Consider the following 19902-nt stretch of genomic DNA (forward strand, 5'->3'; position numbering starts at 1 on the left):
CATCAGACACTGGGCACCTCCATGTCCTTGTTCTGCTGGTACTTGTCCCACGCATCGCGCATTTCGTCCGTCCACCATGTCTCGGTGGCGTAGGCGTCCAGAAAGCCTTCCACCTGACGCTGCCAACGCCGGGTAAAGGCCGGCGCCCGCGACAGGGCAAAGTCCACGATGATGCGCACGGCATCCCCGTCCGTGCCGTCCGGCAGGCCAAGGCGGCGCGCCAGCTCTGCGGCATGCTTGCCGTCTGCACCGAAGATGGCCGCCGTCTGGGTTGCCGCATCGCTGCCGAACTTTTCCAGACCCAGGCGGAACGCCCTGGCGCGGGCGGCCAGCTCCGCTTCCACGGTAACGGTTTCGGTGTACCTGCCCATCTCGCGGGCGAAGTTGAAGCGGGCGCGCATGGCGCCAATCTCTTTCAGTTCCGCGTCGGCGCTGGTGCGGCGTTCCGCCGCGCCGCCTTCCACGGGCGCGCCGCGCGGGGCGTCGGCCACCGGGGCCGGGTCCACGGTACGCCGGGCGATGTTGGCCTTGGCGTAGGCCAGCGCGGCGGCGCGGGTGTAGCCGCCCCCCCGGCGCGGCTTGAGCGCGCCGCGGGCGATGTCGTCGCGCACCTTGCCGTAGGAAACCCTGAAGCCTTGCGCCACAAGGAAATCCTTCACCTGGTTGGTGGAGTGCAGGATGTCGGCATCGTCGCTCACGCCAGTTCTCCGTTGTCCAGACGTTCGCGCAGGCGGGCCAGTTCTCCGGCGCGGACCACGGCCATGCGGTCCTCCGCGCCCAGCAGGCGCACGGCCTGCCGCGTCATGATGTCCGCCTGGGCCAGTTCCTTGAGCACCTCGTGCAGGGCGTGGGGCCGGTTGCGCAGCAGATGGCGGATGGCCACGGCGGCCTCGCAGAACTCTTCCACGGCCTGGGCCAGCTGGCGGTCAGGCCCCATCCACTCCACGAGGTCGTCGTACAGTTCGCATTCGGACGCGGTGATCACGCCAGCACCTCCTGCGCCCTCGCCGCGCCGCGCAGCATGTCCGCGATGCGCGGGTCGCCCTGCATCAGGTCCAGCAGAAATTCCACCTCGTCGCTCTTGCGCGCGTACCCTTCGCGGTACGCCAGGCGGATTTCCGTTCCCCGCACCTCCGGCCGCAGGCCGAATTCGGCGGCCGAGGCCAGGATGTGCTGGTAGGTCCACGGGCCGCAGCCATCGGGAGCGGGGATGGCGGCCAGCACGTCCGGCGACGGCCATTCCAGCAGCACGGCGGCCGGGGCTTCCGGCGGGGCCGTCGTTTCCGGCGGGGCGTCGCCGCGCTGTTCCTCGGTGCGGCGGTCCCACTTTTCCGCGTGGCGCAGGCAGGCGGCCACCATCCACATGGGCAGGCCGCGCCGCAGCCATTCCCACACGTCGATGCCCGCGCCGGGCAGGTCGCCCACGTCCTTACCCACCACGCCGGGCACCAGCCAGCGGATGGAGTGCGGGTAGGCCACGGACCAGCGGAATTTCTCCATCTCGGTGGCGAATCCCCACGACGCCCGCGCCCCGGCATGGTCGTTGTCCAGCGCGTTCACCACGCACTCGCAGCGGGAAAGGATGGCGTGGGCGTGCGGATCGGGAGCGAGGGATGCGTTGCCCGTGGCCATGGCCCCGAACCCGTACCGGCGCAGTTCCTGCCAGCACAGGATGGCGTCGCGCTCCGTCTCCACCACGATCCAGAACGGGCTGTCGGCCCGGCCCCAGATGCCGTAGCTGGCGTCGCCTCCCTCCATGGCCCGGTAGCGCAGTTCGCCCTCGCCGGGGTTGTCGGCGCGAATCTTGATGCGCCGCAGCACGCCGCCGGAGTAGCAGGGGAACACCAGCCCCACGGGCGCGTAGATTTTCCTGGGCCTGCCGTCCGGCTTCAGCACCGGCTCAAGGCCCCAGTTCTGGTAGTGGTAGAAGCGCTTCTCCTCCACCCAGCCGATGCGGCACGCCCTGGCCGTTTCCGGCGTGATGCCCCAGCGGGCCAGCTGTTCCAGCGCGTAGGGGGTGTCCAGCAGCGTTGCGGCGCGCTTGGCCACGAAGCGCTCGGCGCGCTGCACCCACGTTTCCGGCGCGGGCGGGGTCTGCCGTGGCGTCCAGTCCACGGGCTTGCGCGGCGCGGCGGGCTGGCGGGGCGCGCCGCCCTTGCCCAGGATTTCCGGCGCGTACCGTTCGCAGAATTCCTTGAATCCGTCGGGATCCTGTTCGTCACGCCCGTTGACCAAGTTGAAGATGCCGATCAGGTCGATGTGGTTGCCGCAACTGTGGCAGTGCCCGCAGTCGTCCTCCGGATTGTAGAAGAAACTGTAGTTGGACGTGGTTCCTTCGGTGTGCATGGGGCAGCGCGCCCCGTAGCCCACTTTCCCGGTCGGATGCGGGGCCATGTCCGTCAACAGGCTGCGCGCGATGGATTCGCACTGGCCCGGCGAAAGGTGTTTTCCTGCGTATCCCATGCGCCCTCCTACTCCGTATTGCCTTCATCCAGTTTCAACCACTGGTCGCGCGGGCACAGGCCGTGGTACCAGTACACGCCGTTGGTCTTGCGCCGCTCGAATTCGGGGCGCTGCAACATCAGCGACCCGAACGCCTTGTGGTTCATCACGTGCTTTTCCTGCATGTCCTTTTCCTTGATGCACCAGTTGCGGAAGGCCCTGTGCAGGTTCTTGGCCTGCTCCTTGCGGTCTTCGCCCACCTCGCAGCAGAACCCGACGAACTCGCCTATCAGGTCCTGATCCTCGATCACGTCCTTGGTCAGTTCCGCCACCACGCGGGGCGGGGTCAGGTCCTGGTCGCGCAGGTACTGGCGGGCATGGCGCACCAGCCACGCAAGGATTTCCGGGCCGTACTGGTCCATGGACTTGGCAAGCAGGCCGGGCACGGCCTTGTAGATGTAGCGGGATTCATCGACCAGGGCGCCGTCCGTCACGAACTGCGCCTTGAACGGCAGCACGCGCAGCCGCTTCTGGAAGGCCCGGTCGGCGTCCTTGATGTTGGGGATGAAGTTCGTGTGCATGCACAGCTTGCACCTGGGCTTGAAGGGCAGCGCGTCCGCGTACAGGCCGCGTTCGTTGATTTCGTCGCCGCCGGTGATGGCCTTGATCATCTCCAGCGCAAAGGATGCGCTGCGCTTCGGTTCGCTGGCCACGGCCAGCCGGGGGCCGTTCAGGGCCAGCAGTTCCGGGTTGGGGCCGCTGCCCTTCTGCCCGTCCTCCAGCAGCACGTTGACCTTCACCGACCGGGCGTACTCGCCGAGGGTGGCCGTAATGGCCGCCATGGTGGCCGACTTGGCGTTGTCCGCCGTTGGCCCCCAGAGGCAGTACATTTCCTTCTTGTCCATCAGGCCGGTGGCGCTGTAGCCCATGACGCGGCCGAAGTAGTCGATGAGCGCCAGGTCGCCGCAGAGCACCTTGTGCAGGTGCGCTTCCCACCGGGCGGTGCAGGTGGACAGGCCCCGGTACTCGAATGCTGCTCGCCGGGTGATCATCTGGGACGGACGGGCGCGCATCAGGCGGCCCGTTTCCAGGTCCACGATGCCGTTGGGGCAGGCCAGCACCATGGGGTTCACATCCCATTCCTTGCCGGTGGTGGAGAGTGCGCGGCAGCCGTTGGCGGCCACGGCCAGCACCTCGGACGCGCGCGACCTGGTGCGCATGCCGGAGGCGCGGCGTTCCAGGGCGTCCACGAGGGTGGAATTGTACTTGCGGAGCAGCCGGGTTTCCGATTCCTGCGCCCGTGTGATTGCTTCTTCGTCTGCGTTTTCGGCCTGCATCTTTTCCAGCACGCGCGCGCATGCCTTGATGATCTTATCCTGTCCTTCCGCGATCTGCTCCGAAACGGCGCTGTCGTACCAGTCCGCCACAGCCATGACGCCCACGTCTTCGCCCATCACGTCATGCTGCTCGTCCGGCTTCCAGCAGATGCCGTCATACTGCATCCATTCGCCCTTGCCTTCCTTGCCGCGCGACCAGTCGTACATGAACAGGCCTTCCGCGCGCAGGCGGAACAGTTCCGCATCGCCCAACTGGTTGCGTTTGCGCTTCTCGTGCATGGTGAACAGGTCGGGGCGTTCGACGGGCAACCGCTCCGGATGCATGGCCGCCCACGGCTCCAGCAGGGGTGGGGCGTCGGTATGGCCGGGGTCGTAGACCTTGCTGCCGTCGTGGGCGTCCTTGCCGCGCACGCACTCCCACGCCCACTGGCGCTCGGTGGCGATGTCGTCGCGGGCCATGTCGGCCAGGGCGTCGTAGTCCGGCGCGCCGTCGTCGGTGCGGGGGATGACGCCCTTGTGGCGCGGGGGGAACGGGGGCGGCTCGAACCGGGGGCGCGGGGCTTTGGCGGGGGGGGAGCCGGATGCTCCGGTCGCGGACGCGTCGGCGGAATCGGGCGGGAGACCGGCGGCCTCGTCGGCCTGATCCGGCATGGCAAGGTCGTCGGCGTAGGCGTCCACCGGGGGGGTGTCCATGGGCGGCATGTCGTCATCGACAAAGACCAACGATGCCGCATCGGCAGGCAGCGGACGCACCCATGACCAGCCCTCCCACACCAGCGCGTCGAACGGCGCGCCGGGGCACAGGCCGGACGCCGCCCGGCAGCGCAGGCTGTCCAGCAGCGCGGCGCGCACCTCCGGCAACTGCCGCTCCACCACAACAACGTCGCCCTTGCGCCCGCGCGCGGCGGGCCGGGTGGCGCGCTTGCTGGTCGGCTTGGCCGCCTGCGCCTTTTTGGGCGTGGGCTTGGTCATGCCGCCACCCCGCAGGACGAGGACCGGCAAAAACCCGTTTTACCCAACTGGTGGGGCAGGGGTGGGGCAGGAGTGTCCGAGAAAAGCCACAGCGGCTTGCGCGCGCATTCCATCTGCGCGCGCAAGCCGCTGTTTTCATTCTGGTACCGGGAGCGAGACTCGAACTCGCAAGGTGTCGCCACCGGCGGATTTTGAGTCCGCTGCGTCTACCAATTCCACCATCCCGGCAGGTGTAGGGAAAGGGCTATGGCACAGCGGGCATGGTCCGGTCAAGGGCCGGGTTGCGCCGTGGCTTGGAAAGGCGCCTGCCGACGGCTGCTGGAACGTGTCCGGGCCGCGTCCGCGCAGGGCGCGGGGCAGGACCGGAAAATTTCCCCGCGCTGCTGCCCTGCTGTCCGCCTACTGTCCCCTTACTGTTCGCTGACGGGCAGCACCACCTTGGAAAAGGCGCTGCCGTTCCAGCGGTACAGCACCCTGTGGTCGAACTTCACCTGCGCAAGGCCGGTGGAGGTCCACAGCAGGGCGCGAGCTTCCAGATCATTTTCGCCAAGGCAGAGCATGACGGACGGGCTCGTGCCCGGAGGCAGCTTGTAGCCGGGCGCGAAGAATTCGGCGATGTCCGGCTCCTCCGGCGTGGCGGCGGGGGCCAGCCTGCCGTCGGGCTTGCGGCGCCACAGTTCCAGCGCGCAGGCCTCACCGTTCTTCACGCCCATGGCGGCCAGCGTGTCCCCGTTGTCGGCGCGGAAGACCCGCACCGAAACCCGCGTGTCCAGCATGGGCAGCGCGCCCACCTCGAAATGTTCCGGGGTGCTTTCGATGACCGCCCAGAAACCGGTTTCGCCCTCGTCGGCCAGTTGCTGCTTTTCCTCTTCGCTCAGCCCTTCGGCCGTGTTCTCGAAGATGGTGGCGGGCAGCATCCGGAACATGTCCAGCGCGGTGACCTGCCCCCCGGCCGCGCGGGCTGTCGCCGCGCCCATTGTCGCGCCCGTGGCCGCCACCGCCAGCGCCGCCAGCAGTACGGCAACGCGCAGAATGCGATGCATGGTGAACTCCTTCCTTCTTTCGCCGCCGTCGCCAGCCCGCGACGGCGTGACCATGATACGCGGGCCACGGGGCCGTGTCCATTTGCAGCGTGCCAGAACCGTGGGAAATTTCCGTGAGCCGGATCACGCGTTCCGACGGCGCAGCGCCGTTGCGACAGGGCGGGAGAAGGCGCAACACCATCCAGCCGCCACTGCGGCGCGCGCCCGCGCGGGGTGAAGCGTCTGCCGCGAAATGGCAGGCAAAGCCGCTTCCAAGTCCCTTTCGTTTCGGGTATCACGGGGCTCCAACAAACGGAGCATATCGTGACTCTTCCCGTCGGTTCACTCATCAACATGGCCGCCGTCGTGGGCGGCGGCGCGCTGGGCATGCTGCTGGGCGCGCGCCTGCCCGACCGCGTGCGGGCCATCGTGTTTCAGGGGCTGGGGCTGTGCACCATGGTCATCGGCATGCAGATGGCCTTCAAGACCGCCAACCCGCTGGTGATGATCTTCAGCATTCTCAGTGGGGCCATCATCGGCGAACTGCTGCGGCTTGAAGACGCCTTCGCCCGCGCGGGCGAGGCCCTGAAGTCCAAGCTGCGCTCCGGCAACCCGCGCTTCACCGACGGGTTCGTCACCGCCACGCTGCTGTTCTGCATCGGCTCCATGGCCATTCTTGGCCCGTTCGACGAGGGCCTGCGCGGCGACCGCACCATCGTGCTCACCAAGTCCATCCTCGACTGCTTCGCGGCCATCGCCCTGGCCTCGGCCTACGGGGTGGGGGTGCTGTTCTCCGCGCTGCCGCTGTTCATCTACCAGGGCTCGTTGACGATGTTCGCCGGGGTGCTCCAGCCGTTGCTGGGCCCGGCGGTGATGAACGAACTGACCGCCACCGGCGGGCTGATGGTCATCGGCATCGGCATCAACCTGCTGGAACTGAAGCGCATCCCGCTGGCCAACATGCTGCCCGCGCTGCTTACGGCGGTGTTGCTGGCGTCCATTTTCATGTAGTCCGGCGGCCCCCCGTCACGCCACGGCAGCCGGACCATCTTGCGCCGGGTACTTGCCCCGCGCGCCGGATGTCGTATCTTACCCCCTATCGCGACGATAAACCCGGGGACATCGCGCCCGGCGCATGCCGACGGCGCTCGTTGGCGCGTTCGCCCCGCGCCGCGTGCGGTGCACTTCTTTGCCTGCGCATTTTCCGCCGCGCCCACGCCAACACCACTCCAACCCGCGCGTCCCCGCACGACGCTCCGGCGGCCCCGGCCGCCCGCCCCACACGAGACCCACCGCATGAGCAAGCCCTGCATCCATATCGAGGGAGCGCGCCAGCACAACCTCAAGAACGTCACCCTCGACATCCCCCGCGACGAACTGGTGGTGGTCTGCGGCCCCTCCGGCTCGGGCAAGTCCACCCTGGCCTTCGACATCGTCTACGCCGAGGGCCAGCGCCGCTACGTGGAATCGCTGTCGGCCTACGCCCGCCAGTTCCTGCCCCAGATGGACAAGCCGGAGGTGGAGAAGATCGAGGGGCTTTCCCCGGCCATCTCGCTGGAACAGCAGACGGCCACGCGCAACCCGCGCTCCACCGTGGGCACCGTGACCGAGGTGTACGACTTCCTGCGCGTGTTCTGGGCGCGGCTGGGGCGCATGTACTGCCCGCAGTGCGGCCTGCCCATCGAGGCGCGCGCGGCGGACGAGATCATCGCCGACATCCTGGCCCTGGGCGAAGGCGTCCGGTGCATCGTGCTGGCCCCGCTGGTGGAGCACCAGAAGGGCACCCACCTCGACCGGTTCAAGAAGCTGAAGGCCGAGGGCTTCGTGCGCGTGCGGGTGAACGGGGCCATCATGGGCATCGACGAGGTGCCCGCGCTGGACAAGAACCGCAAGCACACCATCGATTTGGTGGTGGACCGGCTGGTGATCAAGGACGGCATCCGGGGGCGGCTGGCCGATTCGGTGGAACTGGCCCTGCGCTACGGCGACGGACGGCTGGTGGTGCACCTGCCCCCCGATGTGAAGGACGGGAAGGACGGGAAGGTCGAAGGCGAAGGGAAGGGCGGCGCGGCCAATGCCGGGCGCGACATCGTGCACTCCACGGAGTCGGTGTGCCCGGCCTGCCGTATCAGCCTGCCCGCGCCCAGCCCGCAGCTGTTCTCGTTCAACAGCCCGCAGGGGGCCTGCCCGCGCTGTCTGGGTCTTGGCAGCGTGGAATATTTCGAGCCCGCGCTGGTGGCCCCCAACCGGGGCCTGTCGCTGAACACCGGCGCGCTGCTGCCGTGGAAGAACACCAAGCTGTTCGAGCGCCACCGGGACGCCCTGACCGCCCTTGGCAAGCGCTGGGGCTTCACCCTGTCCACGCCGCTGGCCGCGTATTCCGCAGACGCCCTGGACGCCCTGTTCCACGGCGAGACCGAGGACGGCCGCCCGGCGGGGCGCGGTGCGGGCAGCAACCTGCGCCGCAACTGGCTGGGCGGGTCCGTGGTGGTGGACGCGCCCGCGTACGACGGCAACGGGGGCAACGGCAATGGGAACGGGAGCAACGGGCACGACCACGGCCCGGCGTTGCCCGTGGCCGGCGGAATCGTGGCGACCGGGAGCAGCGGCGCCGTCACGGCGGAGCGCTGGCCCGGCGTGGTGTCCATCCTCGAACAGGGCATGCAGTACGGCGACGCCTGGCGCGAACTGTTGTCGCGCTACCGCCAGAGCATGGCCTGCCCGGTGTGCTCCGGGGCGCGCCTGCGCCCGGAATCGCTGGCCGTGCGGGTGGACAGCCTGAACATCCACGAATTCTGCTCCATGTCCGTGTCCCGCGCGCTGGACTGGCTGCGCGAACGCCGCTTCGAGGGGCGTCACGCGCTGGTGGCCGAACCGCTGATGAAGGAACTGCACCACCGCCTGGAATTCATGGTCAACGTGGGGCTGGACTACATCGCCCTTGGCCGCAACATGGCCACCCTGTCCGGCGGCGAGGCGCAGCGCATCCGCCTGGCCTCGCAACTGGGGTCGGGGCTGGTGGGGGTGACCTACGTGCTGGACGAGCCCTCCATCGGCCTGCACCCGCGCGACAACGAGCGGCTCATCAAGACCCTGCGCAGCCTGCAACGGCGCGGCAACACCGTGCTGGTGGTGGAGCACGACGAGGCCACCATCCGCGAGGCGGACACGGTCATCGAGCTTGGCCCCGGCTCCGGGGCCATGGGCGGCGAGGTGGTGTTCAACGGCCCGGTGGACACGCTGCTGTCCTCGTCGCAAAGCCTTACCGCGCAGTACCTGCGGGGCGACATGTCCATCGCCCGGCCCCGGGCGCGCCGCGCCCCGCGCGGGTGGATGACCCTGCACGGGGTGACCACCAACAACCTGCAAGGCATCGACTGCCGGGTGCCGCTGGGCGTGCTGTCCTGCGTGACCGGGGTTTCCGGCTCGGGCAAGAGTTCGCTGGTCATGGACACCCTGTACAAGCACCTGGCGCTGGCCCAGGGCATCCGCGTGGACCAGCCGGGCAGCATCGAGGGCATCGAGGGCGCGGAGACCATCGAGCGCATCGTGTCCATCGACCAGACGCCCATCGGCCGCACCCCGCGCTCCAACCCGGCCACCTACACCAAGGTATTCGACGAGATACGCGGCATCTTCGCCATGACGCCAGACGCCCGCAAGCGCGGCTACAAGCCGGGCCGGTTCAGCTTCAACGTGCGCGGCGGCCGTTGCGAGGCCTGCGGCGGCGACGGGCAGATCCGCGTGGAGATGCACTTCCTGCCCGACGTCTACGTGACCTGCGACGTGTGCAAGGGCCGCCGCTACAACCACGAAACGCTGGAGGTGCGCTACAAGGGGCTGAACATCGCCGAGGTGCTGGACCTCACCGTGCGCCAGGCGCGCCAGTTCTTCGAGAACTATCCGGTGCTGGAACGCCGCCTGGGCGTGCTGGAGGACGTGGGGCTGGAATACCTGCGCCTTGGCCAGCCCGCCACCACGCTGTCCGGCGGCGAGGCCCAGCGCATCAAGATATCGCGCGAACTGGGCAAGCGCAGCCTGCCCGGCACCATGTACATCCTCGACGAGCCCACCACCGGCCTGCACATGCACGAGGTGGGCAAGCTGATCGCCGTGCTGAACCAGCTGGTGGACCGGGGGGCCACGGTGACGGTCATCGAGCACAACACCGACGTCATCCTGGCCTCGGACCACGTGGTGGACCTGGGCCCCGGCGGCGGCGAGAACGGCGGGCGCATCGTCTCGGCGGGCACGCCGGAAGAGATCATGGACGACCCCCATTCGGTGACCGGCGCCTTCCTGGTGCAGGAACACGCCACCCGCCACCCCGGCGTGCCCATGCCGCGCGTGCCCGTGGCCGCCGCGCCCGCGCCCGTCCAGATTCCCGGCGTGGATATGGGAGACGCGGGGGATATGAGGGAAGCGGAAGATGTGGTTGTTGCGGGTGACGCGGACGCCGACGCGCCCGGCGCGGGCGCCAAGGCCGCATCCGCCAAGCCCGGCCGCAAGCCCAGGGCGGCCGCAACCGGCAAGCCGGAGAAGCCGGCCAAGGCGGCGGCCCCCGCCGCCCCCGCCTCCCCCGTTGCCACGGACGCCCCGCGCAAGCGCGGCAGGCCTCGTAAGAATCCTCCGGCCTAGGGGCTGTTTCTAAATAGTCCTTTCGCCCGTTGGCTTCGTCAAGCTTTGCCTGCCATTTCGGTCAAATACGAGAAGAGTATACTCCCTCATGGCAGGCTTGCTTTCCTTGCCAACGAACGAAAACCCCAATTTGGAAACAGCCCCTAGCAGGCCGCCAACCATCCGGCGGCTGTTCCAGCCAGTCCCGATGCCCCCGTGCACATGCGCACGGGGGCGCCCGATCCCGCCATTTCCCCTTGCCGATGCTCCCTCCCGGCCATCCTTTCAGTGTGGGCCGGGCAGGTGTGAAGAAATGTCAGGACACGCACCTGCGCGGTCCATGGCATGGTAAGTATGCGCTCAGCGACATTGAGGTTTCCGTTGCCGCGTTTGTCGCATGGGTGTAGTATCCCCAGCGGATTGACTGCACGTTTTCCCTGACAGGAGATGCACATGGGCCGATTTTCCGGCTTCGATGAAGTATATGCCGCGCTGTACGTGGATTTCGACAACATCTACTCCCGCCTGCGCGAACAGGACGAAGACATTGCCCGCGCCTTCGCCACCAACCCCCAGCGCTGGGTGAAGTGGATAGAGGGGCACGCCCTGCGCATGCTCTACGGCGACGGCGTGCGCCGCCGCATCCTGAAGCGCATCTGCTACATGAACCCGCAGTGCTTCCACGAATTCCGGCCGTTCTTCATCCGCGCCGCATTCCAGGTGGTGGACTGTCCGCCGCTGACCAACCAGGGCAAGACCAGCGCCGACATCCATCTGGTCATGGACTGCATGGACGCGCTGAACCACTCCACCCGGTTCGACGAATTCATCATCCTCTCCGGCGACGCGGACTTCACCCCGCTGCTCATCCGGTTGCAGGAACATGCCCGCCGCCCGCTGGTGCTTTCCGTGGGCTACACCTCGCCCGCGTACACCGCCGCCGCCTCGTGGCGCATCCGCGAGGACTGGTTCGTGCAGCAGGCCCTGGAAGAGGAACGCCCGGCCGAGCCCGCGCCCGCGCCCGCCCCGTATCCTCCGCGCGGCAACGGCGAACGGCTGGCCCGCGTGGCCGAGGTGGTGCGCCGCGCCGTGGCCGACGCCCCGGCCCCGCTGGGCATCGCCTCGCTGGCCCAGATCCTTCAGCGCGAGGTGGACCCCGGCGCGGACTGGTTCGGCTACGGCCGCCTGCGCGACCTGCTGGACGTGCTGGACCTGAAGGGGCTGGAATTCTCGCCCGTGCCGCCCGGCTACCTGTACGACCCGGAACGCCACGAACAGCCCGAGGAACGCGACGCCCACGACGACTTCCGCTCGCGCTACCCCGACCTGTACGACTTCGCCCTGAAGGTGCACCGCCTGACCGACATGCCCCTGCTGCGGCCCGACCATTTCCGGCAGCTGCTGGGCTACATCGTGGAAGAGGTCAACGCCAACGGGTTCTTCATGACCACCACCTCGCGCAACGTGCGCGACCGGTGCGTGGAGGCGGGCCTGCCCATCGCGCGGGGCCACGTGAACTTCGTGCTGGTGGGCATCGCGCGCGGGGGCTACCCCCTCAACGAACAGGACGGCGTGAACCTGCGCGATGTGGGCAAGGCCTTTCTGCGCAACGCCTACGACCTGTGCCGCATGTCCCAGATGGACCTGACCAAGCCGGAGCAGCAGATGCTGATGGTGTGGATACTCCCGAAGGAATCCATGGGCGATTAGGGGCTGCCGTTGCCACTGCGGTCCTTTTATCCCCTGCCTGCGTCAGAAGAGTTTTTTATTCCAGTCAAGTACGAGAAGAGTACGCGCTGCGGTCGCCATCCGTAAGGTTCGCGCTTCGCGCTCACCTAACGGCTGCCGCATTCCTTTCATAAAAAATCGTTCTTCCTCGGCAGAGAACAAAAATTTTCGCAGTGGCAACGGCACCCAAAAGGCGGGTGTCGTGCCCGCCTGAGTGCGCGTTGCAATGAAATGCCAACAACGAACCGGCTCCCCGCGAGGGGAGCCGGTCATGCGTTTTCAGGCCGGGCGGCTTTCGGAACGCGGCGGGGCCGTGACGCGGGCGGCCGGGCGGCCTGCCCGGAAGCGCCGGCGCGGCTTCGGCGGGCGGGTGCGTGATACCCCGCGCGCCGGATCACTTGTCATCGCCCCAGACCTGTTCCAGCCGCCGGTCGCGGCCGCAGCCGGTCCGGTAGTAGGCATAGCGGATGGGATTCTTGCGGTAGTAGTCCTGATGGTATTCCTCGGCGGGCCAGAAGGTGGCGGCGTCCTCGATGCCGGTGGCCACCGGCCGGCCCAGACGTTCCTCCACCGCCTTCTTGCTGGCCTCGGCGGCGCGGCGCTGCTCCGCGTCGGCCACGAAGATGGCCGAGCGGTACTGGCTGCCCCGGTCGCAGAACTGGCCGCCCGCGTCCAGCGGGTCCACGTTGCGCCAGAAGACCTCCAGCAGGGTTTCGTAGGCGACCCTGGCCGGGTCGTAGGTTACCCGCAGGGCTTCGGCGTGCCCGGTGAGGCCGGAGGACACCTGCTTGTAGGTGGGCGAATCCACGCTGCCGCCGGTATAGCCGGAGGTGGTGTCCAGCACGCCGTCCAACTGGTCGAAGGGTTTTTCCATGCACCAGAAGCAGCCCCCGGCGAAGACGGCGGTTGCCGTGGAGGCCGCAGTGGCGGCGGTCGCGCCATCGGTTGCCGCAGCCGGGGGCGATGCGGCGTCCGCCTGCGCGGCGCGGGCCGTGGCGGGCAGCAGCAGGGCGGCCGCCAGCAGCAGGACGGAGAGGGACAGAAGATGCGCCAGCGCGGTCAATGCGGCCAGGGCGGGCGTCGTGATTTCGATGAGGGCGGGTTGAAGCAGGGTGGCCATGATGCGTACTCCCGTGCCGGACGCGGCGCGCCGGAAGTGGCGCGCCCCTCCGGGCATCAGGTCAGATATAGCACGCCTGCGCCGGGAGTACAGGGGGGCGCACGGCGGATACGCGGGGCGTGGCCGGGCCGACGGACCTGAAGGCGGGGCGGCCCGGTGGCTGTGACGCTGCGGATTGCCTGCGGCGGAAGCGGCGGGAGTCTACCCCCCGGCCCACATTTCCATCAGCTGGTGGCGGTGGTGCAGCAGGATGTCGCAATAGTCCAGTTCCATGTCCAGCATGTCCCGGTCGCTGCGGCGGAGCCATTCCGACAGCCACCCGAAGCGCGAGGCCAGCACCATCAGCGGCAGGTGGCGCAGGGTGTCGGCAGGTATCCCGGCAAGGTCATACTGCTCTGCTCCCTCGCGCAGCGTGGCGGTGAACCCGGCGGCAAAGGCGCGCCCGAGGCCCGAGGGATGCTCGAAGCCCACGCAGCCGATGCAGTTGGCGGCATCGTACAGCACAGGCTGCGCCCCGGCGAATTCCCAGTCGATGACCCCGCGCAGCGCGGCCAGCGGCCCGGCGGGCAGCGGTCCGGTGGCGGGCGGCGGGGGTGTGTCGTCGCCATCCTCGCGGGGCGTCCAGATCAGGTTCAGGGGGTGGGCGTCGCCGTGGGCCAGCACCACCGGCTGGGCGGCCAGCACGTCGGGCAGGGCTTCCAGCGCGTCGCGCACCGGGTGCAGGCGGCGGGCGGCCTCGGGCATGCGCCGGGCCACGGCCTCGTGCAGCCCGGCGATGAACGCGGGCAGCGGCGGCACCGGCGCGGGGGGCAGCCCGGCGGGCAGGTTGTCCCCGGCCCGGTGCAGGGCCAGCAGCAGGGCGGCCACGGCCCGGCCCCGCCAGGCATGGTCCAGATAGTCCGGGCGGGGCGGTTCCGCGCCGGGGACGAAGGGCGAAAGCTGCCAGTATCCGGCGTGGGGCGGGGTATCCGCCGCCAGCACGTGGCGCAGGGCGGAGCCTTTCGGGGCCGCGTCCGCTGGAGTTGCGTCCGGCGGGGCGTTGCGCGGCGACGCATCGTCCACCGGCAGGTAGGCGGGCACCAGCCGGGCCAGGTCCGGGCCGGACACGGCCGGGTCCGCCAGTTGCGCCAGCAGATCGCCCATGGCCTCGCGCCGGGCCACCTGCGCCGGGGCCAGCCGTTCCAGCATCCACAGCCGTCCGTCGTCGCCCTGCACCGCCGTGCGGGTCAGGCAGCGTTCCGGGCTGCCGGGCAGGGGAAATTCCGTGGCAAGGCGGCGCGGGGTGATGCCGAAGCGGTACGGCAGGTCGAGCATGGGGTCTCCGTGGCGGTTGCGGTGACGGCGCGGCGGCCGGAAAACGGAAGGAAGCAATGTTCCATGCCGGGAGGCCCCTGTCCAGTATCACCGGACCAGCGTCACCGGACCCGCGCCAGCGGACCCGCGCCACCGGACCGGTTGCCCGACAGCCCAGCGGCCGGGCCGGCAGGCGGACACGGCGTCCGGCCGTTCCCCGGCATTGCCACGGCCGCCGGGGCAACGTAGTATCACCCCGCGCCGTTGTCCCGCATCCCGCGTCCGCCAGCCCGGCCCCCGGCCATTCCGGAGCATTCCCGCCGTGACCTTCGCCGAACTGCCCCTCGACGCCCGCCTGCTGGCCGGGGTGGAAAGCATGGGCTACCACCTGCCCACCCCCGTGCAGCGCCGGGCCATTCCCGCCGCGCTGTCCGGGCGCGACGTGCTGGCCCTGGCCGCCACGGGCACGGGCAAGACCGCCGCCTACGCGCTGCCGCTGCTGCAACGCCTGCTGGAAGGTCCGCGCGGGCAGGTGCGGGCGCTGGTGGTGGCCCCCACGCGCGAACTGGCGGAGCAGATCCACGACCACATCCGGCGGCTGGGCTCCATGACCCGCCTGCGCTCCGCCACCATCTACGGCGGGGTGGGCATCATGCCGCAGGCCCTGCGGCTGCGCACCGGAATCGAGATAGTGGTGGCCTGCCCCGGCCGCCTGCTGGACCACCTGCGGCGCGGCAACCTGGACCTTGCCGCCCTGGACGTGCTGGTGCTGGACGAGGGCGATTCGCTGTTCGAACTGGGCTTTCTGGCCGACGTGCGCGAACTGCTGGCCGTTGTGCCCGCCGCCTGCCAGCGCATGCTGTTTTCCGCCACCCTGCCAGAGGCCGTGCGCGGCCTGGCGGGCGAGGCCCTGCGCGACCCCGTGACCGTCAGCGTGGACGCGCAAGCCCCGGCCGCCACCGTGGACCACGCCCTGTACCCGGTGCCCGCCCACCTCAAGACCCCGCTGCTGAAGGCCATCCTGCGTGCCCGGCTGCTGCCCGGCGAGCCCGGACATGCTGTCGCGCCCGATCTGCCCGATTTGCCCGATCTGTCTGACGCGCCCGACATGCCGGGCGACATCGATGACGGCATCGGGGACGGCATCGAGGACGACCCCTTGGCGGGCGCGGTGCTGGTGTTCGTGCGCACCCGGCACGGGGCGCGCCGCCTGTGGCAGCAACTGGCCTCCACGGGACTGCGCGTGGGCTGCCTGCAGGGCAAGCTTTCGCAGCGGCGGCGCCAGGCCACGCTGGACGGGTTCCGCACCGGGCGCTACGCCGTGCTGGTGGCCACCGACGTGGCCGCGCGCGGGCTGGACATTTCGCGGGTGACCCACGTGGTGAACTACGACGTGCCCGCCACAGCCGATGTCTACATCCATCGCATCGGGCGTACCGGCCGCGCCGCCCGCGCGGGCACGGCCATGACCCTGGTGGCCCCCGGCGACGAGGCGGCGGTGCGCCACATCGAGCGCGCCCTGGGCGGCCCGGTGACCCGCTGCCGCTTCGAGGGGTTCGACTACGGCGCGGCCGCGCGCAGTCCGGAAGGGGCGCGCCCCGCGCTGCCGCCACGGCAGGCCCGCCTGCCCGGCGGCCGCAAGCCGCAACTGCAACCGGCAGAGGCCCCGGAGCCGCCGCGCAAGCCGACGCGGCCGCGCCCGGCCCGCCATGCCGTGCCCCCGGCCGCGCCCGGCAGCGCGCCGCAGCCGCAGGAGCCGCGCGGCAAGCCCGGACGCGGCCCCTCCGGCGGTTCCGGCCCCGAATCCGCAAGCTGACCACCGGCCCCGGCCCGGCCGCCCCATCCCGTCCCGTGGTCCGGCGTCCCGTACCGGCTTGAACCAAGACGCTCCCTTTGCTACATCCTGTGTCCCATGCGGGCGCAGCCACGCCCTCCCCCGGCCCTGTCCAGTCCGGCCCGTCCGCAGGACACTTTTCAATCCGCGTGCCCCACGGCACGACGCATCCGGAGGTTCGCATGCCCTCGTTCGACGTGGTCAACAAGGTCGAGATGCAGGAACTCGACAACGCCGTGAACAACGTGAAGAAGGAAGTGGAAACCCGCTACGACTTCCGCAATTCCGTCACCGAAATCGAACTGCATCGCGGCGACAAGCGCATCCACCTGCTGGCGGGCGACGAAATGAAGATGCGCGCCCTGCAGGATATGCTGCAATCCCACTGCATCCGCCGCAAGGTCGATCCCAAGTGTCTTGAGTTCAAGGACATCGAACCCACGTCCAAGGGCCAGGTGAAACGCGACGTGGTCATCCGCGAAGGTATCGCCAAGGACGTGGCCCAGAAGATCGTCAAGAAGATCAAGGACGCGAAGCTGAAGGTCCAGGCCGCCATCCAGGATGACCAGGTGCGCGTCACCGGCAAGAAGATCGACGACCTTCAGGAAGTCATCCAGTTGCTGCGGGGGGAGGAGTTGGGCATTCCCCTTCAGTTCGTCAACATGAAGTCCTAGGGGCGGTGCTCGGGCGCGCCCTGCGGCTGCAACGCGGCGGCATTCCCCGCTGGCTGCGTTGCGGCACGCCACGGCTTCCTCGACGTAGCGCTGCTACGCCGTCGTCGCCGTAGCGCACCGCGCCTTGCCTTCGGGGCCGCCGCCGCGTTTCGCCATCGCAGGACGCCCCCTCGCCCCGCCCGGTGCAAGGGCGGAGGTAGAGTGGGGGAGAAGAGAAACACAAACAACCGCCCGGATACGCAACGTATCCGGGCGGTTGTTGTTGATGCGTAGCTATTGCCGGATGGGATGTGCGCGGCGTGTCCGCTCCGGTTTCTCCTGTCCGGCCTGTCCGGCTTATCCGGCCTGCCCGATGCGCCCTTCGCGCACGGCGGCGGCGAAGGTTTCCAGGTCGTTGGGCTGACCTGGGGTATGGTCTTCCGGGTAGAGCAGGGCGGACATGTAGAACACGGAGTCGATGCGCAAGGCGTTGGATGCGCTGGAGGCGAAGCGGGACAGCCGGTCGGCGATGGCGTCGCGCTCGCGCCCCTCGAACTGGGGCAGCAGGTCGCGGGCGCGGTCGGGCAGCGAGGTCAGCAGTTGCGCCTTGCGGCGCATCAGGTCGCGGTAGGCGTCCTGGTCCTCGTTCCTGTGCAGCGCCTGTTCGGCCTCGCGTTCGATGTCGCGCACGGTGGCGGCCATTTCGTCAAGCCAGTGTCCAAGGGCTTCGCGCCCCTTGCGGGCGTCGGGTTCGGTGGCGGGCATGGATGGCACCTCCTGTATAGCCCTAGTACCCTTGTGAAGGCCGGGGCGCAAGCGTGGGGCCGTGGCGCGTCCGTGCGGTCCGTGCCGTCCGGGGAAAGCCGCCGCCGCGTGGGCTCAGCGCCGCAGTTCCAGCGGGCGGGCCTTGGCGGCGGTGCCGGACATCTGGGTATCGTGGGCGTCGCGCCGGTAGGAAGCGCTCTTGAAGAAGTCGCACTTGGCGCAGTTGCCGATCTTCTTGGCGAAGGTTTCCTGTACCTGGCCGCCGCAGAAGGTGCCGGTAACCCCGGCACAGCTGAAGCCGTGGTTGGGCCAGGCGGGGCAGATCCCCATTTCCTTTTCCTTGGCGCCGCCCTTTTCGCGGCCGCATTTCTTGAATTCCCAGCAGGGCACGGCCTTGCCTTCCGTGGCGGCCGTGTGGTCCGCATCGTCCGTCGTGATGCGCGACACCGTGCGTGAAAGGTCGCTGGACCGCCCGGCCAGGCTGAAGATGTCCTGTGCGGCGTGGTTCATCATTTCCATGGTGCGCCCGGCAATGCCGGTGATGGCCTCCACCGCGCGGTTGATCTCGGCAGAGGTGGCCGACTGCTGCTCGGCGGCGGTGGCGATGGACTGCACCTGGATGCTGGTGTTGTCGGTAAGGGTCAGGATTTCCGACAGCGCGGCGCCGGAATCCTGCGCGCGGCGGGCCGCCTCGTTGACGGCGGCGCGGGCCCCGTCCATCTCGCGGGCGGCGGCGCGCGAACTCTGCTGGATGCCGGTGATCACCTCGCTCACCTCGCGGGTGGCGTTCATGGTCTTTTCGGCCAGCTTGCGCACCTCGTCGGCGACGACGGCGAAGCCGCGCCCGGCGTCCCCGGCGCGGGCCGCCTCGATGGCCGCGTTAAGCGCCAGCAGGTTGGTCTGGTCGGCGATGTCGCTGATCACGTTCATCACCTGGCCGATGTTGCCGGCCTGCGCGTCCAGCGCGCCCACGCGCTCGGCCAGTTGCCCGATGACGCGCTCCACCCCGTCGATGTGGGCCACCAGTTCGTTCACCTGCCGCGCGCCGTCCACGCTGCGGCGGCGGGTTTCGGCGGCCTGGTCGGCGGCGTGGGCCGCGTTGCGGGCCACCTCGACGACCGTGGCGTTCATCTCTTCCATGGCCGTGGCGGTCTCGGCCGTGCGTTCCTGCTGGCTGCCCGCGCCCGCGTTGGCTTCCTGGATCAGGGTGGCCAGGTCTTCGGCGGCGCGGCTCACCTCGTCCGCCGCCGACATGGAGGTGGCGGCAAAGCGTTCGATGCGCGACGAGGTGCTGGCCAGGGTACACTGCGCGGCGCGCAGCCGGGTCATGTCGCGCAGCAGCACGAAGCTGCCGTGCAGGCGGCCCGCCGTGTCGGTGATGGGCCGGGCGGCCAGGGAAAGATGAATCAGGCAGGGTACGCCGGATGTGTTCGCGGCCGTGCCGGCGCCGGGCGCCCCGCAGGCCAGCGGGATGGCCAGTTCGCCGGCGGCGGCGCGGCCCTCGCGGGCCTGGCGCAGCAGTTCCGCCCCCTTGGCGTCGGCGGGGGCGGGGCGCAGGCCCAGCGTTTCGAGGGAGGCGGGCAGGGCGGGCGGCGTTGCGCCTGCGTCGAGCAGGGCCAGCAGGGCCGGGGAGGCGCAGGCGACCATGCCTTGGGCGTCCAGCAGCACGTAAGGTATGGCCCCGTCCATGGCACCCGTGGCGTCCGTGGCATCCGTGGCGTCCAGACCATCCAGGGCTTCCAGGATGGCCTGCCCGGCGGCGGCGTTGCGCAACGCCTCGTTGCGCAGGGCGGCGATGGCGCTGGCGGCCTCGGCCAAGGCGGCGGGCGCGTCCGCACCCTGCACGTTCGTACCTGATGCGTTGGCGCCCTTCAGCGCGGCATCGTGCAGCAGGCGCGCGTCTGCGATCTGTCCGCGCATGCGGCACAGCAGCGCGCCTGCTGCCGCAATGCACGCGACGAGCACTGTGGCAATGCCGTGCGATACGGAAAACGTGCCCGAAAGAAGGGGCGAGAGGGCGGCCGCACCGGCGGCGAGAAGGCCGGTGCCCACGGCACAGGACAGTGTTTGTGGCGAGACGTGACGCATGTGTACCCCGAGGGATTGTGGCGTGTGCGCC

14 protein-coding genes and 1 tRNA gene are annotated in these 19902 nt (G+C 69.5%); 5 read left to right on the forward strand and 10 right to left on the reverse strand.

The window, feature by feature from the left end:
• Positions 1 to 2 precede the first annotated feature (2 nt).
• From V6B97_RS09595 to V6B97_RS09620, 6 genes are all read right to left on the reverse strand, one after another.
• Entirely contained in the window at positions 3 to 698 is a 696-nt protein-coding gene (locus V6B97_RS09595; RefSeq protein WP_333506287.1) for a hypothetical protein, read from the reverse strand.
• A complete protein-coding gene (locus tag V6B97_RS09600) occupies positions 695 to 985 on the reverse strand; it encodes a hypothetical protein (protein WP_333506288.1) in 291 nt (96 codons plus the stop codon). Before V6B97_RS09600 ends, V6B97_RS09595 begins: the two co-directional genes overlap by 4 nt.
• Complete coding sequence (locus V6B97_RS09605; protein ID WP_333506289.1) at positions 982 to 2463, reverse strand: hypothetical protein; 1482 nt, start codon at positions 2461 to 2463, stop codon at positions 982 to 984. Before V6B97_RS09605 ends, V6B97_RS09600 begins: the two co-directional genes overlap by 4 nt.
• A gap of 8 nt (positions 2464 to 2471) precedes the next feature.
• Complete coding sequence (locus tag V6B97_RS09610) at positions 2472 to 4751, reverse strand: DNA primase family protein (protein ID WP_333506290.1); 2280 nt, start codon at positions 4749 to 4751, stop codon at positions 2472 to 2474.
• A 141-nt stretch (positions 4752 to 4892) separates the two neighbouring features.
• Positions 4893 to 4979, reverse strand: a tRNA-Leu gene (locus V6B97_RS09615).
• Positions 4980 to 5161: 182 nt separating this feature from the next.
• Positions 5162 to 5794 carry a hypothetical protein gene (locus tag V6B97_RS09620; RefSeq protein ID WP_333506291.1) on the reverse strand — a complete coding sequence of 211 codons (633 nt, stop codon included), beginning with the start codon at positions 5792 to 5794 and terminating at the stop codon, positions 5162 to 5164.
• Positions 5795 to 6097: 303 nt separating this feature from the next.
• On the opposite strand from V6B97_RS09620, the gene V6B97_RS09625 reads away from it, so the two are divergent.
• From V6B97_RS09625 to V6B97_RS09635, 3 genes are all read left to right on the forward strand, one after another.
• Positions 6098 to 6784 (forward strand): DUF554 domain-containing protein, encoded by a 687-nt coding sequence (locus tag V6B97_RS09625; RefSeq protein ID WP_333506292.1) that lies wholly within the window; start codon positions 6098 to 6100, stop codon positions 6782 to 6784.
• Between the two features lie 285 nt (positions 6785 to 7069).
• Entirely contained in the window at positions 7070 to 10411 is a 3342-nt protein-coding gene (gene uvrA / locus V6B97_RS09630; RefSeq protein WP_333506293.1) for an excinuclease ABC subunit UvrA, read from the forward strand.
• A 432-nt stretch (positions 10412 to 10843) separates the two neighbouring features.
• On the forward strand, positions 10844 to 12100 hold the full coding sequence (locus V6B97_RS09635) for an NYN domain-containing protein (RefSeq protein ID WP_333506294.1): 1257 nt from the start codon (positions 10844 to 10846) through the stop codon (positions 12098 to 12100).
• Positions 12101 to 12512: 412 nt separating this feature from the next.
• Here the strand turns inward: V6B97_RS09635 and msrA are convergent, their stop codons facing one another.
• Positions 12513 to 13238, reverse strand: a complete 726-nt coding sequence (gene msrA / locus V6B97_RS09640) for a peptide-methionine (S)-S-oxide reductase MsrA (protein ID WP_333506295.1) — start codon at positions 13236 to 13238, stop codon at positions 12513 to 12515.
• Positions 13239 to 13439: 201 nt separating this feature from the next.
• Positions 13440 to 14552 carry a phosphotransferase family protein gene (locus V6B97_RS09645; protein ID WP_333506296.1) on the reverse strand — a complete coding sequence of 371 codons (1113 nt, stop codon included), beginning with the start codon at positions 14550 to 14552 and terminating at the stop codon, positions 13440 to 13442.
• A 301-nt stretch (positions 14553 to 14853) separates the two neighbouring features.
• On the opposite strand from V6B97_RS09645, the gene V6B97_RS09650 reads away from it, so the two are divergent.
• Both V6B97_RS09650 and V6B97_RS09655 read left to right on the forward strand, forming a co-directional pair.
• Entirely contained in the window at positions 14854 to 16347 is a 1494-nt protein-coding gene (locus tag V6B97_RS09650; protein ID WP_333506297.1) for a DEAD/DEAH box helicase, read from the forward strand.
• Between the two features lie 200 nt (positions 16348 to 16547).
• Positions 16548 to 17039: a YajQ family cyclic di-GMP-binding protein gene (locus V6B97_RS09655; protein WP_333506298.1), complete on the forward strand. Its 492-nt coding sequence runs from the start codon at positions 16548 to 16550 to the stop codon at positions 17037 to 17039.
• A 336-nt stretch (positions 17040 to 17375) separates the two neighbouring features.
• Here V6B97_RS09655 and V6B97_RS09660 read toward each other — a convergent pair whose 3' ends face one another.
• Both V6B97_RS09660 and V6B97_RS09665 read right to left on the reverse strand, forming a co-directional pair.
• Positions 17376 to 17783: a hypothetical protein gene (locus V6B97_RS09660; RefSeq protein ID WP_333506299.1), complete on the reverse strand. Its 408-nt coding sequence runs from the start codon at positions 17781 to 17783 to the stop codon at positions 17376 to 17378.
• A gap of 114 nt (positions 17784 to 17897) precedes the next feature.
• Positions 17898 to 19703 carry a methyl-accepting chemotaxis protein gene (locus V6B97_RS09665; RefSeq protein ID WP_333506300.1) on the reverse strand — a complete coding sequence of 602 codons (1806 nt, stop codon included), beginning with the start codon at positions 19701 to 19703 and terminating at the stop codon, positions 17898 to 17900.
• Between the last annotated feature and the right edge of the window lie 199 nt (positions 19704 to 19902).

Source organism: Nitratidesulfovibrio sp. 1201_IL3209, assembly GCF_036763125.1.
Taxonomy (GTDB): domain Bacteria; phylum Desulfobacterota; class Desulfovibrionia; order Desulfovibrionales; family Desulfovibrionaceae; genus Cupidesulfovibrio.

Coding starts and splice junctions, on each gene's coding strand:
- V6B97_RS09610 (WP_333506290.1), bottom strand. CDS start 4,751: ATGACCAAGCCCACGCCCAAAAAGGCGCAGGCGGCCAAGCCGACCAGC.
- V6B97_RS09645 (WP_333506296.1), bottom strand. CDS start 14,552: ATGCTCGACCTGCCGTACCGCTTCGGCATCACCCCGCGCCGCCTTGCC.
- V6B97_RS09605 (WP_333506289.1), bottom strand. CDS start 2,463: ATGGGATACGCAGGAAAACACCTTTCGCCGGGCCAGTGCGAATCCATC.
- V6B97_RS09620 (WP_333506291.1), bottom strand. CDS start 5,794: ATGCATCGCATTCTGCGCGTTGCCGTACTGCTGGCGGCGCTGGCGGTG.
- V6B97_RS09665 (WP_333506300.1), bottom strand. CDS start 19,703: ATGCGCGGACAGATCGCAGACGCGCGCCTGCTGCACGATGCCGCGCTG.
- msrA (WP_333506295.1), bottom strand. CDS start 13,238: ATGGCCACCCTGCTTCAACCCGCCCTCATCGAAATCACGACGCCCGCC.
- V6B97_RS09660 (WP_333506299.1), bottom strand. CDS start 17,783: ATGCCCGCCACCGAACCCGACGCCCGCAAGGGGCGCGAAGCCCTTGGA.
- V6B97_RS09635 (WP_333506294.1), top strand. CDS start 10,844: ATGGGCCGATTTTCCGGCTTCGATGAAGTATATGCCGCGCTGTACGTG.
- V6B97_RS09655 (WP_333506298.1), top strand. CDS start 16,548: ATGCCCTCGTTCGACGTGGTCAACAAGGTCGAGATGCAGGAACTCGAC.
- uvrA (WP_333506293.1), top strand. CDS start 7,070: ATGAGCAAGCCCTGCATCCATATCGAGGGAGCGCGCCAGCACAACCTC.